The organism is uncultured Pseudacidovorax sp., assembly GCF_913773995.1.
In the GTDB taxonomy this organism is placed as follows: domain Bacteria; phylum Pseudomonadota; class Gammaproteobacteria; order Burkholderiales; family Burkholderiaceae_C; genus Xenophilus.
On record NZ_CAJYES010000134.1, the window covers coordinates 1 to 15382 of the forward strand.

Consider the following 15382-nt stretch of genomic DNA (forward strand, 5'->3'; position numbering starts at 1 on the left):
GGAGCGACGAGACCATCGGCGCCTTCACCGTCAAGTACTCCAGCACCGTCTCCAAGGACTACTTCGGCTTCGCCAGCAACCGCACCACCGGCTGGAAGGGCCGCGGCACCGGCTACCTGAACATCGCGTACAGCAAGGAAATCCTCCCCAAGGTGACGCTGAAGGCCTCGGTGGGCTACACCGCCCTGTCCAGCGACATCCGCCGCTTCACGCCCTACAAGAGCTACGTGGACTACAACGTGGGCGCCACCTACGACTTCGGCGGCGGCCTGAGCCTGACCGGCGCCATCGTCGGTGCCAACAAGAAGGACGCCTACCAGGCCACCACCGGCCAGCTCGTGCTGCCCGCCGGCACCTTCACGTACAGCGAGTCGCCCAACAAGGCACGCTTCATCGCCACGCTGACCAAGACCTTCTGAGGTCGGCCAGCCAGCCGAAAGGTGGGTTCGGCGGCGGCCGCCGCCCGGCCCGGTTCATCCAACAGGAGAGAAATCATGAAGCTGATCACAGCCATCATCAAACCCTTCAAGCTCGACGAAGTGCGCGAAGCCCTTTCCGCGATCGGCGTGCAGGGCATCACCGTAACCGAGGTGAAGGGCTTCGGCCGCCAGAAGGGCCACACCGAGCTCTACCGCGGTGCCGAGTACGTCGTCGACTTCCTGCCCAAGGTCAAGATCGAGGCAGCGGTCGCCGACGAGCTGGTCGACCGCGTCATCGAGGCCGTGGAAAGCGCCGCGCGCACCGGCAAGATCGGCGACGGCAAGATCTTCGTGTTCAACCTGGAGCAGGTCGTCCGCATCCGCACGGGTGAGACCGGCCGCGAGGCGCTCTAAACCGACGCAGCAGAAGAAGGCACAAGAAAGACCAAGATGAAGAAGTTCCTTGTATCCCTGGCGCTCGGCCTGAGCGTCCTCACGGCTGGCGTGTCCAGCTTCGCGCAGGCGCCCGCCGCCAGCACCGAGGCACCGGCGGCGTCCGCGCCGGCCGCCGCTGCCCCTGCAGCGGCCGCACCGGCCGCTCCCGCTGCCGCGGCGCCCGCCGCGGCCCCGGCCGACGCTGCTGCCGCCGCGCCCGCCCCCAAGATCGACAAGGGCGACGTGGCCTGGATGCTGGTGTCCACGCTGCTCGTGATCCTGATGACCGTCCCCGGCTTGGCCCTGTTCTACGGCGGCCTGGTGCGCAGCAAGAACATGCTCAGCGTGCTGATGCAGGTGTTCGTCACCTTCTCGCTGATCGTCGTGCTCTGGTGCATCTATGGCTACAGCCTGGCGTTCACCGAGGGCAATGCCTTCATCGGCGGCTTCGACCGGCTGTTCATGAAGGGCATCTTCGATCCGGCCACCGGCGCCTTCGCGCCCGGCGCGACCTTCAGCAAGGGCGTCTACATCCCCGAGCTGCTGTTCGCCGCGTTCCAGGCCACCTTCGCCGGCATCACCTGCTGCCTGATCGTGGGTGCCTTCGCCGAGCGTGCCAAGTTCTCCGGCGTGCTGGTGTTCATGGTGATCTGGTTCACCTTCAGCTACACCCCGCTGGCCCACATGGTCTGGTTCTGGATGGGTCCGGACGCCTACACCGCCGCCGACGTGGTGGATGCCACCAACGCCAAGGCCGGTCTGATCTGGCAATGGGGCGCGCTGGACTTCGCAGGCGGCACCGTGGTGCACATCAACGCCGCCGTCGCCGGCCTGGTGGGTGCCTATGTGATCGGCAAGCGCATCGGCTTCGGCAAGGAAGCCTTCACGCCGCACTCGCTGACGCTGACCATGGTCGGTGCCTCGCTGCTGTGGGTGGGCTGGTTCGGCTTCAACGCCGGCTCGGCCCTGGAAGCCGGCAACAGCGCCGTGCTCGCCTTCATCAACACCTTCTCCGCCACCGCCGCCGCCGTGCTGGCCTGGTCGCTGGGTGAGGCGCTGCACAAGGGCAAGGCCTCGATGCTGGGCGCCGCCTCCGGCGCCGTCGCCGGCCTGGTGGCCATCACCCCGGCCGCCGGCAACGTGGGCCTGATGGGCGCCATCGTCATGGGCTTCATCGCCGGCTTCGCCTGCCTGTGGGGCGTGTCGGGCCTCAAGCGGCTGCTCGGCGCCGACGACTCGCTGGACGTGTTCGGCGTCCACGGCGTGGGCGGCATCGTGGGTGCCCTGCTGACCGGTGTGTTCAACACCCAGGCGCTCGGCGGCCCCGGCCTCGTGACCGACTGGGTCACGGCCACCGTCGGCTCCAACGGCATCGGCGCCCAGGTCTGGATCCAGCTCAAGGGTGTGCTGCTGACCGTCGTGTGGTCGGCCGTGGTCTCCTTCATCGCCTACAAGATCGCCGACCTGACCGTGGGTCTGCGTGTGAGCGAAGAGGAAGAGCGCGAAGGCCTCGACATCACCGCCCACGGCGAGACGGCCTACAACCGCTGATCGACCGCCGCCGTCACGGTGCCCCACCGAGGGCGGCGTGACGGACCAAAGAATGTTTTAGCGAGAGTCTCCTTTGGATGTTCGGCCCGCAAGTGCTTCGGCATGAGCGGGCCATTTTTTTTGGGGCCGGCGCCTGCAGTGCCCCGTGCCTCGCCCCCCAATAATCCCGGGCATGCCTGACCTCATCCTCCCCACCGACACGCAGGGCTGGACGGCCCTGCCGGACAGCGACTGCGCCCTGGGCGAGTCGCCCTTCTGGCATCCGGACGAACGCGCGCTGTACTGGCTGGACATCCCGGGGCGCCAAGCGCTGCGCACGCGCGGCGACATCGCCAGCGGCGCGTCCGTGGTCGAGCGCTGGGCCTTGCCGCAGGAGCCGGGCTGCATGGCGCCCGCCCGCCGTGGCGGCTTGGTGATCGCACTGCGCGACGGCATCTACCGCGCCCGCGAATGGGGCGGCGCGCTGCAGTGCATCGCCGCCTTCGACCACGACACGGCCACCATGCGCTTCAACGACGGCAAGTGCGATCCGCAGGGGCGCCTGTGGGCCGGCACGCTGCAGGAGCCCAAGGACCGGCCGATCGCTGCGCTCTATTGCATCGATGCCCGCGGCGGCGGCGCGCCCCGCGTGCAGCGCATGGCCGGCGAGGCCATCACCGCCAACGGCCTGGTGCTGGTGCCCGAGCTGTCGCGGGTGTACTGGGCAGACACCAACGCTCATGCCGTGCGGCAGTACGACTGGGTGGCCGAGCCGCACGGGCTGGCGGGCGAGCGCCTGTTCCGCCAGTTCGATCCCAAGCCGGCCGGGTGGACACCCGGCTCGGATCAGCCCTACGACGGCCGTCCGGACGGCGCGACGATGGACGCCGATGGCCGCTACTGGGTGGCCATGTTCGAGGGCGGCCAGTTGCAGGCGCTGGACGCGCAGGGCCGCACCACCGACGTGCTGCCGGTGCCCGCGCGCTGCCCCACCATGCCCTGCTTCGGGGGCGACGACCTGTGCACGCTCTTCGTCACCACCGCCCGCAAGGGCCGCTCGGCCGACGAGCTGGCACGGCAGCCAATGGCCGGGCAGGTGCTCTGGCGGCGCATGGACGCACCCGGCCGGCCCGTCGCCTTTTTCGAGGACTGACAGGTCAGGAGACGGTGCGAATCAAGACGTCCAAGAGAGACCCTGACGTACCATCCCGCGGATGACCCCCGCCCAGTCCCAGATCGCCGAGCGCGTGCGCGCCGCGGCGGCCCAGAAGCGTCCTTTGCGCCTGCGCGGCGCGGGCACCAAGGATTTCCACGGCGGGCCGCTCGATGGCGAAGTGCTGGCGCTCGACGCGCTGACCGGCATCACCAGCTACGAGCCCAGTGAACTCGTGGTGACCGTGCAGGCCGGCACGCCGCTGGCCGAGCTGGAGGCGCTGCTGCAGGCCCACGGCCAGTGCCTGCCCTTCGAGCCGCCGCACTTCAGCGAAGGTGGCACCGTGGGCGGCATGGTGTCGGCCGGACTGGCCGGGCCGGCCCGCGCCAGCGTCGGCTCGGTGCGCGACTATGTGCTGGGGGCCAGCCTGGTCAACGGCCGGGGCGAACTGTTGACCTTCGGCGGCCAGGTGATGAAGAACGTGGCGGGCTATGACGTCTCGCGCGTGCTGGCCGGCGCCTGGGGCACGTTGGGTGTGATCTCCGAACTCAGCCTCAAGGTGCTGCCCGTGGCCCCTGCGGAGGTCACGCGCGTCTTCGATTGCAGCCAGGCCGAAGCCCTGCGCCTGCTCAATGCCTGGGGCGGACAACCGCTGCCGCTGAATGCCAGCGTCTGGCAGGCCGGGCCAGGCGCGACGGTCGGCCGGCTGCACCTGCGGCTGCGCGGTGCGGTCGCCGCCGTGCAGGCCGCGGGACGTCAGCTCGGTGGCGAGGTGCTGCCGCCCGATGCGGCCGACGCCCTCTGGGGCAGCCTGCGCGACCAGCGCAATGCCTTCTTTGCCGAGACCGCGGCGCAGGGCCTGGACCTCTGGCGCACCAGCGTGCCGCAGACCGCGCCCATGCTGACGGCCGCCGGCCTGGCCGCGCCGTTGATCGAATGGCATGGCGCACAGCGCTGGTACGCCGTGCCGCCGGGCGGTGCCGCGGAGCTGGCCGAGGCGGTGCGCGCCGCCGGTGGCTGGGCGGCCGCCTTCCGCCCCGCGGCGGGCCGACGGGCTGACCCCGCACCGCTGGCGCCCGCGCTGATGGACATCCACCGCGCGCTCAAGGCCGCCTTCGATCCCGTCGGCATCTTCAATCCGGGCCGGCTGGTGGCCGGGCTCTGAGCCCCGCCACTTCTTCATGCGCCGCCTGCGCCACCTGACCGGCCGCCACCGCGCCCCGTCGACCAACCGGGCGCTGGGCCTGCTGCTGGCCTTCAATGCCGGCGCCATCAACGCCGGGGGCTTCCTGGTGCTGCACCGCTACACCTCGCACATGACCGGCTTCACCTCGCAGGTGGCCGATTCGCTGGTGATGGGGGACATGACGCTGCTGCTGGGCGCGCTGGGCGCCATCCTGGCCTTCCTGGCCGGGGCGGCGACCGCGGCCATCCAGATCAACTGGGGCCGCCACTACCGGCTGGCCCATGTCTACGCGCTGCCGCTGCTGCTGGAGGCCGCGCTCATGCTGCCCTTCGGCCTCATGGGTGCGCTCACGCTGGGCTGGCACACGCCCTTCGCCGTGCCGCTGACGGTGCTGCTGCTGTCCTTCATCATGGGGCTGCAGAACGCGCTGGCGTCCAAGATCTCCGGCGGAAAGATCCGCACCACGCACATGACCGGCAACTTCACCGACCTGGGCATCGAGCTGGGCAAGGCGCTGTACTGGAACCGCCGGCGCACCGATGCCACGCGGGTGCGGCCCAACCTGGAGCGGGTGCGCATCTTCGGCGGCCTGATCCTGGCCTTCGTGACGGGTGGGCTGGCCGGGGCCACCGGCTTCAAGTACCTGGGCTTCATCTGCGTGCTGCCGCTGGCCGCGCTGCTGCTGTGGCTCTCGCTGCCGCCGTACCTGGACGACCTGCGCCACAACCAGGCCCTGCGGGCGTGGACCTTCGGCTGGCTGCACCGGCTGCGACTGCGCAGGCACCACGCCTCCGCCGCCGCAGAGCCACCGCAGCAGCAGCGGCCCCCTTCCTGAGCGCAGCGCCGCGCGGTCCCACGACAGACACCCACGACGAGACACGATGCAGACCGAACTCTCCCCCCAGTACCAGGGCACGCCCGAGGGCCGCGAGGCCGAGGCCATCCTGCGCAAGTGCGTGCACTGCGGCTTCTGCACCGCCACCTGCCCCACCTACCAGCTGCTGGGCGACGAGCTCGACGGACCGCGCGGGCGCATCTACCTCATCAAGCAGGTGCTCGAAGGCCGCACGCCCACGCGCGCCACGCAGCAGCACCTGGACCGCTGCCTCACCTGCCGCAACTGCGAAAGCACCTGCCCCAGTGGCGTGCAGTATGGCCATCTGGTGGACATCGGCCGCAAGATCGTGGACGAGCAGGTGGCGCGCCCGGCCGGCGAACGCGCGACGCGCTGGCTGCTCAAGGAGGGCCTGAACTCACCGCTGTTCGGGCCCGCCATGAAGCTCGGCCAGGCCGTGCGCGGCCTGCTGCCCCCGGCGCTCAAGGCCAAGGTACCCGCCCCCCGCCCCGCCGGCGCCTGGCCGCGCACCAGCCACGCGCGCAAGGTGCTGCTGCCCCTGGGTTGCGTGCAGCCGGCGATGGCCCCGTCCATCGATGCGGCCACCGCCCGCGTGCTCGACGCGGCCGGCATCGAGGCCGTGGTGCCGCAGGCGGGCGGCTGCTGCGGCGCCATCCGCTTCCACCTCGACGACCAGACCGGCGCGCTGGACCAGATGCGCGCCAACATCGATGCGTGGTGGCCGCTGCTGCAGACGGGCGGCGTGGAGGCCATCGTCAGCAATGCCTCGGGCTGCGGCGCCGCGCTGAAGGACTACGGCCATGCGCTGGCGCACGACGCGGCCTATGCCGACAAGGCACGCGAGGTCTCGCGCCTCACCCGCGACCTGAGCGAGCTTCTGCCGGCCCTCGTGCCGCTGCTGCGAGAGCGCGTGAAGGCGCCGCAGGGCGTCATCGCCTACCACCCGCCCTGCACGCTGCAACATGGCCAGAAGCTGCGCGGCGGCGTCGAATCGGGCCTGCGCGCGCTGGGCTTCGACGTGCGCGTGGCCCAGACCGAAAGCCACCTCTGCTGCGGCTCGGCCGGCACCTACTCAGTGCTGCAGCCCGAACTGTCGACGCAACTGCGCGAACGCAAGCTGGGCCACCTGGAGCGGCTGCAGCCCGAGGCCGTGGCCTCGGCCAATATCGGTTGCATCACCCATCTGCAGGCCGGCACCGAGCTGCCGGTGCGGCACTGGGTGGAGTGGCTGGACGAGGCGCTGCAGTCGCCGGACTGAGCGGGCCGAATTTTTTCCGGCGCCGCCGCACGCTGGCGGGCGCTGCGGTCCGACAGTCGGCCGGCCGGCTTCGACGCCAGCATCTCCTCCATTTTTTCAGGAGACCTTCATGCCTTCACGTCAATTCCTGATGTCCGCCGCCCTCGCTGCCGCCTGCACCGCGGGCCTGGCGCTTGCCCAGATGCCGCCGTGGACCGAGGCCGGCCAGGGCCGCTATGTCTGCGGCGGCATCGGTTCGGACGAATCCACCGCCATGCGTTCGGCGATGAAGTCGCATCCGCTGTCGCTGCTCTTCGCGCGGGCCGATGGGGCCTACCTCGCCTCAGTGGCGGTCGAGATCCGCGGGGCGCAGGGCGCATCCGGCCTCTCGCTGCGTGCCGATGGCCCCGTCTGCCTGGTCGACTTGCCCGCCGGCGCCTACGTGGTGGAAGCCACTTTCGAAGGCCGAACCCAGCGCCGTGAGCTGACCCTGGGCGGCGGACCGAAGACGGCCGACTTCCGCTTCTGAGTGGGGTCGGCGGCCGATCCCTGGCGACGGGCCGCCGATGCCGTGGCGCGCGTCGCCGGTCTGGAGCGTGTCGATCCGCTGACGAGTGGGGTTTCGGCGCGACGCACTCGCGCAGGCCGCTGCAAGGCGTCATGCGGCTCCACTACACTTCGCGCCTCGCTCGGGGACGCGCGCTGCGCGGCCGCCCCGGCGCAGATCGAAGCAACTCTAGGAATCCAATCTTGAACCGTCTCGAATTCATCGAAAAGATCGCCTCTGCCCATGACGTCTCCAAGGCCGAAGCCGGCCGCATCCTGGAGACCATCACCAGCAGCATCGTCACCGCCGTCAAGAAGGGCGACAGCGTGACCCTGGTGGGCTTCGGCACCTTCAAGCAGGTGGCCCGCGCCGCCCGCACCGGTTTCAACCCGCAAGCCGGCGAGAAGATCAAGATCGCCGCCCAGAAGGTGCCGAAGTTCGTGCCGGGCGCCGCCTTCAAGGCCGCCGTGGACCCCAAGGCCGCCAAGCGCAAGGCCGACAAGGCCGAGAAGGCTGCCGCCGCCAAGCCGGCCGCCAAGAAGCCCGCCGCCAAGAAGGCCAAGAAGGCCTGATGGCGCCCCGGCACCTTCGCGGTGCCGGCGAAATGAACAAGAGGCCCTTCGGGCCTCTTTGATTTTGGCGACGCGCCTCGTCCAAGGCCGCCTCCCTTTCTGATTTGCTCCCTCTCCCGCAAGGGGAGAGGGGAGATACGACCACGCTCAGTGCTGATGGCCGCCGCCGCCCGTCGCAGCAGCTGGCGCGGCGCGCACCGGCAGCTGCACCTCGCGCGTCGACTCGTTGCCCTGCGCGTCCTTGAAGCGCAGCGTCAGCGGCAGCGTGCTGCCCACGGGCAGCGGCTGCTTCAGGTCCATCAACATCACATGCAGGCCGCCAGGCTTGAGCTCCACGGTCTGCCGCGCGGGCAGCGTCAGCCCATCGACGGCGCGCATCTGCATGTGGTCGCCCTGCATCGACATTTCGTGCACCTCGGCGATGCCGGCGACCGGCGTGCTGGCGCCCACCAGGCGCGCGCCCGAGGGCGCCTGCAGCTTCATGAAGGCGCCGGTGCCGCTCTGGCCGGCCACGGCCATGCGGGCCCAGCCGTCACGCACGTCCACGGCGGCCACACCACGCGGGAGTACGTCGAGCTTCGCGGCGGGCAGGGGCAGCTTCTCGTCGGCCGCGCCCGTGGGCAGCTGGGCCCAGTCGCTGCTGCCCACGTCGCAGCCCTGCAGCACCTTGAAGTACAGCGGGCCCGGCTTGTCGGGCAGACGCCCGCGCAGGATGAATTCGGTCTTCTGGTCGGCGGGCACGGCGGTGGCCGCGCTGGTGGCGGTCCAGCGCACCACGGCTTCGCTGCCGCTGCGCGTCTGCTCGATGGTCCAGCCGGGGCGCGCGGGCACGTCCTTCAGCGCAAAGCCCTGCGGCAGGCGCACGGTGAGGGCGTTGGTGAGCTTGGCGTCCTGGCAGGCATGGCCGACGCGGAAGGCGGCCTCGTAGTCGGTGCCGACGGTGGCGCCGCCGGGCGGTAGCGTGACGTGGGCGAAGGCGCTGCTGCCGGTGCCGGCCAGCAGGGCGAGCGCGAGAAGAGGGCGATTGAAGCGGCTCATGGTTCGGGTCTTCGGAGGATGGGGTGGATCACAGGTCCCACTGCAGCGACGCGGTGTAGGTGCGCTGCGGGTAGGGGTGGAAGTTCCAGTACTGGGCGTTGTTGAGGTTGTCGATGCCGAAGGCGGCCGAGAAGTGCCGGTCGATCTGCCAGCGCACGCGGGTGTCGACGGTGAAGTACTTGCTGGCGCCGAAGTAGGCATCGGCGTTGACGTCGCTGTTGTCCAGGTTGGAGTACTGGCGCCCGCTGTAGCGCGCCGCCACGGTGAAGGACCATCGGTCGGTGGGACGGTAGGTGGCGTACACAGTGGAGCGCCAGCGCGGCACGCGCGGCTGCCACTTGCCCACGCTTGCCGGATTGGCCGCATTGGCCACGGTGCGCGAGTCGGCGAAGGTCAGGCTGCCGCCCAGGTCCAGCCCGCGCATCAGCACATCGGTGCCGGTGTAGGCCAGCTCCACGCCGGTGGTGCGCACCTTGTCGACGTTCTGCACGCGCGAGGTGGTGGTGCCGGGCACCAGCTGGCTGAAGAGCGCGTCGCGCGTGGTCTCGTGGAACAGGGTGGCACGCAGCAGGCCGTCGCCCAGGTCCTTCTCGGCGCTGAGCTCGCCGGTCCACGACTTCTCGGGCTTGAGCGTGGGATCGTTGACGAAGGACAGCGTGCCACTGGTGGCGCCGTACAGCTCGCCCACCGTCGGAAAGCGCACCGCGCGGCCCACGGATGCCTTGATCACCGTGTCGTCGGTCGCCTGGAAGGCGAGGGCGGCCTTGGGCGAGAGGTGCGACTCGCTGCGGCGGGCATAGCGCAGGGTGCTGGTGGCGCTGGCGCTCAGGCCGTCGTCGGCCTGCCAGTCCTCCCAGCGCAGGCCGAGCACGGCCTTCCAGCGCGGCGCGAAGCGCCAGGCGTCCTGCACCCAGGCGCTCACGGTCTGCGTGCGGCCGCCCACGTTGCTGACCAGCGAGAGCGGGTTGATGGGCCCGTCGATCCAGCTGCCGGCGACGTTGTTCTTGGCGATGGCCAGCTTGTAGGCATCGCGGCCGATGCCGAAGTCCACGATGTGCGCGCCCTGCAGGCCCTGGGGGTGCCAGGTGCCCTTGGCGGCCAGCGTGTTCCAGCCGGTGCCGTCCTGGTCCTGCAGCGTGCCGGCACCGCCATAGGCGGCCAGCGGCAGCGCGACGGTAGGCGCACGCTGCTGGTCCTTGCGGTAGTCGTACAGGCTGGCGGCGAGCTCCCAGTCGAACACGCCCTCGGTGCGGCTCTTGAGCGACAGACCGTGCATCAGGTGTGTCTGGTCGTCGTTCGTCAAGGGGAAGGCGGTGGGCGCGAGCGCGTAGCTGCGCCCGAGGATGTTGACCGTGCCGCTGTACACCGGCAGGCCGTTGGGTCCCGTCAGGTAACTGGCCGGACGGCCTTCCGAACTGTTCTGCCACCAGCCCAGCGTGTAGCTGGCGCGCAGCGTGGGCGTGATGTCGTAGGCCAGCTTCAGCTTGGCCTGGTCCTGCACCGTCTGGTAGGCCGTGCCCGTGCCCAGGATGTACCAGGGCGTGTTGGTGGTGTTGAGCCCGCCCACCCAGCCCGTGACCGGCGTGCCGGCACGACCGGGCGTGCCCGACGCGACGGTGGCCGTGGTGAAGGTCAGCGGCTGGCCTTCGCTGCGGGTGCGGTTGAGGTGGATCCACCACGACCAGTCGCCCGCGCGGCTGCCGATGGAGGCGCTGGTCTGCCAGCTGTTGAAGCTCTGGTCGGTGTTGTAGAGCTGGTTGGGCTGCGACGCGTAGCCCGCGCTCACATGCGCTTCGAGCGTCGTCGGCATGCGTGTCACGTAGTCGACCACTGCACCGGCCGAGTTGCCGGGATAGGCGGCGGAGAAGGGGCCGTACATCACGTCCACCCGCTCGATCTCCTCCGGCGACACCAGGCCCCAGCGCGGTGCGAAGTTGGTGCCGTTGGCGATGCCGTTGCCCAGGTAGTTGGACAGCAGGATGCCGTCCGCATACACCGCCGAGCGCGCGCTGTTGCCCGTGCCCGAGGCGCGGGTGGAGAGGATCGCGTGGTTGTAGTCGCCGATGTAGCGCTTGCGCACCAGCAGGCTGGGCAGGTACTTGAGCGCGTCCTCGCTGTCGGTGGCATTGATGCGCGTGGCGATCTCCTCGCGCGTGACGCCTTCGATGGTGGTGGGGATCTGCGTCGGCAGCGAGGTGGGCTGGCCGCCCGTGACGGTCACGACGCCGAGCGACTTGACGCGCTCTGGCGCGGCGGTGTCGGACTGCTGGGCCATCGCGGCAAGCGGCAGTGAAAGGCCGGCGTGCAGGGCCAGCCGCGAAATGCGGGCGCGCCGGGCGGCGCGCGGTGACGGGATGAGTTTCATGAAGGGCTTGGCAGCCGCGCCGCCGATGCCGGAATCGATCCGGAGCGAACGGCGCGGCGATCTGTCGATCGGGTTCGCGCCGGGCGTGCAGCGGTCGGACGGCCGGCCCGCAGGGCCAGGGCCGTCGCGCCGCCGGTCAACACCGCGGGCGAACGGGAAGGGGACAGGTCAGCGCAGTGCCGGAGGCCCGCGCGCCGGCAGGGGCGCGGCGGTGGCCGCCGCCAGGCGGGCGGCCTCGATGGGCTGCACGGCCACGCCCAGGGGCTGGGCCTGGGGCAGTTGCAGCAGGGGTGCCTGCGGCGGCGGGGCGCCGGTCGAGACGCACAGGGGACAGTCCATGTGCGTGGCGCCCATCTCCTTCACGCCGTCGTCAGTCTTCACGACCACCTTGACGGCGCCCATGGCCGAGCAGACCAGCTCCATCGCCTGCGGATGCACCAGCGGCGAGGCGATGGCCGCACCCATCGACAGCGCGAACCACAGCAACACCACGCGGCCGAGCAGGCCACGGGCGAGACGATGGAAGGTGCGCGCGAAAAAGGGCATGGGGGAGCCGTCGATTCTAGGATCCGGCCTTGCACGGGACGATGGACTTTTTGTCCGGGGGTAAGCGGACCTCACCTCATGCGCCCCGAAGTCTCAACTCATTCGCCCTGAGCCCTCGACCCGTCCGCCCCGAGCCCTCAACCCCGTTCGCCCCGAGCTCTCAACCCCGTTCGCCCTGAGCCTGTCGAAGGGCAGAACGGCGCGCGCGTCCAGCCTGCCAGCTCAGCCCGCAGCCAGCGCCGCCTCGATGTCCGCCGCGATGGACTCGGGCTTGTCCAGCGGCGCGTAGCGGCGGATCACCTGCCCGTCGCGCCCCACCAGGAACTTGGTGAAGTTCCACTTGATGGCCTGCGTGCCCAGCAGGCCCGGCTTCTCGCTGGTGAGCCACCGGTACAGCGGTGCGGCGTTCGCGCCGTTGACGTCGATCTTCTCCATCATCGGAAAGCTCACGCCATAGTTGCGCTGGCAGAAGCTGCCGATCTCCTCGGCCGAGCCCGGCTCCTGACCGCCGAACTGGTTGCAGGGAAAGCCCAGCACCGCGAAGCCGCGGTCCTTGAAGCGGGCCTGCAGTTGCTCCAGCCCGCCCAACTGCGGCGTGAAGCCGCATTGGCTGGCTGTGTTGACCACCAGCACCACCTGGCCGCTGAACTCGCCCAGCGAGACCGCCGTGCCGTCCAGGCGGCGAACCTCGAAATCATGAAGCGTCGTCATTCAGGTCTCCTCAATCGGTGCGTGTCGTCCGTCTGTTCAGTGGGCCGCGGAGCAGGCCATGCGCGTGCACCCGCGGAACCGGCTTCGCCGGGCCGCCGGGTGCGCCCCCTTGAGGGGGGAGGCGGCTACACGAAGTGAGCAAGCAACGGGGGTGGTCAATGATGTTTATCGCTGCGGGCGATCTCGAGCAGGCGCTGCACCTCTTCGCCATGCACCTTCAGGTTGCGCCGGTGCCAGCGGCGGATGAGCTCCATGAAGCCCGCCACCACGATGCCGAAGGCGGTGATCGCGCCGAAGGCCGACAGGCCCAGCCCGGTGCAGGCGCTGTAGAAGGCGCCCAGCAGCAGGATGCAGGCCTGTTCGTTGAAGTTCTGCACGGCGATGGAGCGGCCCGCGCCCATCAGGTTGTGGCCACGGTGCTGCAGCAGCGCGTTCATCGGCACCACCAGGAAGCCGCCCAACCCGCCCAGCAGGATCAGGAAGGGCACCGCCACCCACACGTTCGAGATGAAGTTCATCGCGATCACCAGGAGGCCCATGCCGATGCCCAGCGGGATCACGCGCGTCGCCATGTCGAGCCGCATGCGCACCGAGGCCACCACGGCGCCCACGGCCGTACCGACCGCCACCACGCCCGTCAGCGCGGAGGCCTGCGGCATGCTGTAGCCCAGCGCCAGCGAGGCCCAGGCCAGCACGATGTACTTGAGGTTGCCGCCCGCGCCCCAGAAGAGCGTGGTGGTGGCCAGGGAGATCTGGCCCAGCTTGTCGCGCCACAGCCGGGCGTTGCATTGCCAGAAGTCGGGCAGCAGCGCGACCAGGTTGCCCACGAAGCTGCGATGCGGATCGGCGCGCAGCGGACGCATCGCCACGCCCGTGTGCGGGATGCGCGTGTTGAACCAGGCCGCCAGTGCATACACCCCGATCAGCACGGCGATGGCCGCTTCGGGCGGCGTGTCGATGCCGGTATCGATGAGCGGCAGATCGATGGCCAGCAGCTTGCTGGAGACGGGTCCGCCCACCAGCAAGCCGCCCAGCACGATGCCCAGGATGATCGAGGCGATGGTCAGGCCTTCGATCCAGCCATTGGCCTTGACGAGCTGCGAGGCAGGCAGCAGTTCGGTCAGGATCCCATACTTGGCCGGCGAGTAGGCCGCCGCGCCGAGGCCCACGACCGCATAGGCCGCCAGCGGGTGGCTGCCGAACAGCATCATCAGGCAGCCCACCACCTTGATGGCATTGCTGATGAACATCACCTTGCCTTTGGGCAAGGCGTCGGCGAAGGCGCCCACCAACGGCGCCAGCGCCACATAGAAGATGGCGAAGATCGGCACCAGCGCCGCCCGTTGCCACTCCGGTGCGCCCGCGGTCCGCAGCAGTTCGACGGCAGCCACGAAGAGCGCTTGGTCGGCCAGCGACGAGAAGAACTGGGCCGACATGATGGTGTAGAAGCCGCGCTTCATCGATGGGGCTGGCTGGCCATGTGCAGGCTCTAGGCTGTATACAAAAAATCCCCGGGGTCGGGGGCCCGTGGTTATAGCACGCAGGTGCAATGCCAAAATGACCCAAGACCCTGCCGCAGGCGGCCCGTCCGCGTCCGACATGGGCGTCATCCCGCTTCGAATTCTGGCTGCTCCATGCCCCGCCCGATCCTCTGCACCATCCACCCCGCCGCACTGCGCCACAACCTCGAACGGGCCCGCCGCGGCGCGGCACCGGCGAGCGTTTGGGCCGTGGTCAAGGCCAATGCCTATGGCCATGGCATCGAGCGTGTGTTCGACGCCTTCCGGGCAGCGGACGGCTTCGCGCTGCTGGATCTGGCCGAGGCGGAGCGGGTCCGCGCCCTGGGCTGGCGTGGCCCGATCCTGCTGCTCGAAGGCGTGTTCGACGCGCGCGACCTGGAGCTGTGCTCGCGCCTGGGCCTGTGGCACACGGTGCACTGCGACGAGCAGATCGACTGGCTGGCCGCGCACAAGACGCAGGCGCCGCACCGCGTCTTTCTCAAGATGAACTCCGGCATGAACCGTCTGGGCTTCGCACCCGGCCGCATGCGCGCCGCCTGGACGCGCCTGACGGCACTGCCGCAGGTGGACGAGGTCTCGCTGATGATGCATTTCAGCGATGCCGACGGCCCGCGCGGCATCGACTCGGCCATGACCGCCTTCGATGACGCCACGGCCGATCTGCCCGGCGAGCGCTGCATCGCCAACAGCGCCGCGGTACTGCGCCATGCGACCCGTACCCGGGCCGACTGGGTGCGGCCGGGCATCGTGCTCTACGGCAGCGCGCCCGACTTTCCCGAGCACGACGCCGCCCACTGGCAACTGCAGCCCGGCATGACGCTGGCCACGCGGCTCATCGGCGTGCAGTCGCTGCAGCCGGGCGACACCGTGGGCTATGGCTCCAGCTTCGTGGCCGAGCAGCCCATGCGCATCGGCGTCGCGGCCGTGGGCTATGCCGACGGCTATCCGCGCCATGCGCCCACCGGCACGCCGGTGCTGGTCGACTGCGTGCGCACCCGGGTGGTGGGCCGGGTCAGCATGGACATGGTCACCGTCGACCTCACACCCGTGCCCGAAGCCGCCTTCGGCAGCGAGGTGGTGCTGTGGGGCCGCAGCGCCCGGCGCGGCACCCTGCTGCCCATTGACGACGTGGCCCGCGCCAGCGGCACCGTGGGCTACGAACTGATGTGCGCGGTGGCGCCGCGCGTGCCCGTGACCGTGGATGCGCTGGAATGAACCGACTCGCCCCCTGCATCGTTCCGAGCCCCTCTCGCGCCGCGGAAGAGGG

General features: G+C 70.1%; 15 protein-coding genes. 10 read left to right on the plus strand and 5 right to left on the minus strand.

Going from position 1 to position 15382, the window contains the following annotated elements:
• The 9 genes from QZ772_RS12060 to QZ772_RS12100 form a co-directional block, all read left to right on the plus strand.
• On the plus strand, positions 1-419 hold a 419-nt coding region (locus QZ772_RS12060; protein WP_366510586.1), incomplete at its 5' end, for a TorF family putative porin.
• A gap of 75 nt (positions 420-494) precedes the next feature.
• A complete protein-coding gene (gene glnK, locus QZ772_RS12065; protein ID WP_017762018.1) occupies positions 495-833 on the plus strand; it encodes a P-II family nitrogen regulator in 339 nt (112 codons plus the stop codon).
• 36 nt (positions 834-869) lie between these two features.
• Positions 870-2405, plus strand: coding sequence for an ammonium transporter (amt, locus tag QZ772_RS12070; protein WP_295526424.1), 1536 nt, complete (start codon positions 870-872; stop codon positions 2403-2405).
• Positions 2406-2577: 172 nt separating this feature from the next.
• The gene (locus QZ772_RS12075; protein WP_295526426.1) at positions 2578-3537 is read left to right on the plus strand and encodes an SMP-30/gluconolactonase/LRE family protein; all 960 of its coding nucleotides are present in this window, start codon (positions 2578-2580) and stop codon (positions 3535-3537) included.
• Between the two features lie 61 nt (positions 3538-3598).
• Positions 3599-4702: a glycolate oxidase subunit GlcE gene (glcE, locus tag QZ772_RS12080; protein WP_295526429.1), complete on the plus strand. Its 1104-nt coding sequence runs from the start codon at positions 3599-3601 to the stop codon at positions 4700-4702.
• Positions 4703-4718: 16 nt separating this feature from the next.
• Positions 4719-5558 carry a YoaK family protein gene (locus QZ772_RS12085; protein ID WP_295526432.1) on the plus strand — a complete coding sequence of 280 codons (840 nt, stop codon included), beginning with the start codon at positions 4719-4721 and terminating at the stop codon, positions 5556-5558.
• Positions 5559-5604: 46 nt separating this feature from the next.
• Positions 5605-6837, plus strand: coding sequence for a glycolate oxidase subunit GlcF (glcF, locus tag QZ772_RS12090; protein WP_295526435.1), 1233 nt, complete (start codon positions 5605-5607; stop codon positions 6835-6837).
• A gap of 109 nt (positions 6838-6946) precedes the next feature.
• Positions 6947-7345 carry a carboxypeptidase regulatory-like domain-containing protein gene (locus tag QZ772_RS12095; RefSeq protein WP_295526438.1) on the plus strand — a complete coding sequence of 133 codons (399 nt, stop codon included), beginning with the start codon at positions 6947-6949 and terminating at the stop codon, positions 7343-7345.
• 221 nt (positions 7346-7566) lie between these two features.
• On the plus strand, positions 7567-7935 hold the full coding sequence (locus QZ772_RS12100) for an HU family DNA-binding protein (RefSeq protein WP_017757950.1): 369 nt from the start codon (positions 7567-7569) through the stop codon (positions 7933-7935).
• A gap of 147 nt (positions 7936-8082) precedes the next feature.
• Here the strand turns inward: QZ772_RS12100 and QZ772_RS12105 are convergent, their stop codons facing one another.
• The 5 genes from QZ772_RS12105 to lplT all read right to left on the minus strand — a co-directional run bounded on the left by QZ772_RS12105 (position 8083) and on the right by lplT (position 14055).
• A complete protein-coding gene (locus tag QZ772_RS12105; protein ID WP_295526440.1) occupies positions 8083-8973 on the minus strand; it encodes a copper chaperone PCu(A)C in 891 nt (296 codons plus the stop codon).
• Between the two features lie 28 nt (positions 8974-9001).
• Complete coding sequence (locus tag QZ772_RS12110) at positions 9002-11248, minus strand: TonB-dependent receptor (RefSeq protein WP_295526639.1); 2247 nt, start codon at positions 11246-11248, stop codon at positions 9002-9004.
• A gap of 258 nt (positions 11249-11506) precedes the next feature.
• A complete protein-coding gene (locus QZ772_RS12115) occupies positions 11507-11884 on the minus strand; it encodes a DUF2946 family protein (RefSeq protein ID WP_295526442.1) in 378 nt (125 codons plus the stop codon).
• A 222-nt stretch (positions 11885-12106) separates the two neighbouring features.
• Positions 12107-12595, minus strand: coding sequence for a glutathione peroxidase (locus tag QZ772_RS12120; RefSeq protein WP_295526446.1), 489 nt, complete (start codon positions 12593-12595; stop codon positions 12107-12109).
• A 155-nt stretch (positions 12596-12750) separates the two neighbouring features.
• Positions 12751-14055: a lysophospholipid transporter LplT gene (gene lplT, locus QZ772_RS12125; protein ID WP_295526449.1), complete on the minus strand. Its 1305-nt coding sequence runs from the start codon at positions 14053-14055 to the stop codon at positions 12751-12753.
• Positions 14056-14229: 174 nt separating this feature from the next.
• Between lplT and alr the strand changes: the two genes are divergently transcribed.
• On the plus strand, positions 14230-15330 hold the full coding sequence (gene alr / locus QZ772_RS12130) for an alanine racemase (protein WP_295526452.1): 1101 nt from the start codon (positions 14230-14232) through the stop codon (positions 15328-15330).
• Positions 15331-15382: the final 52 nt, after the last annotated feature.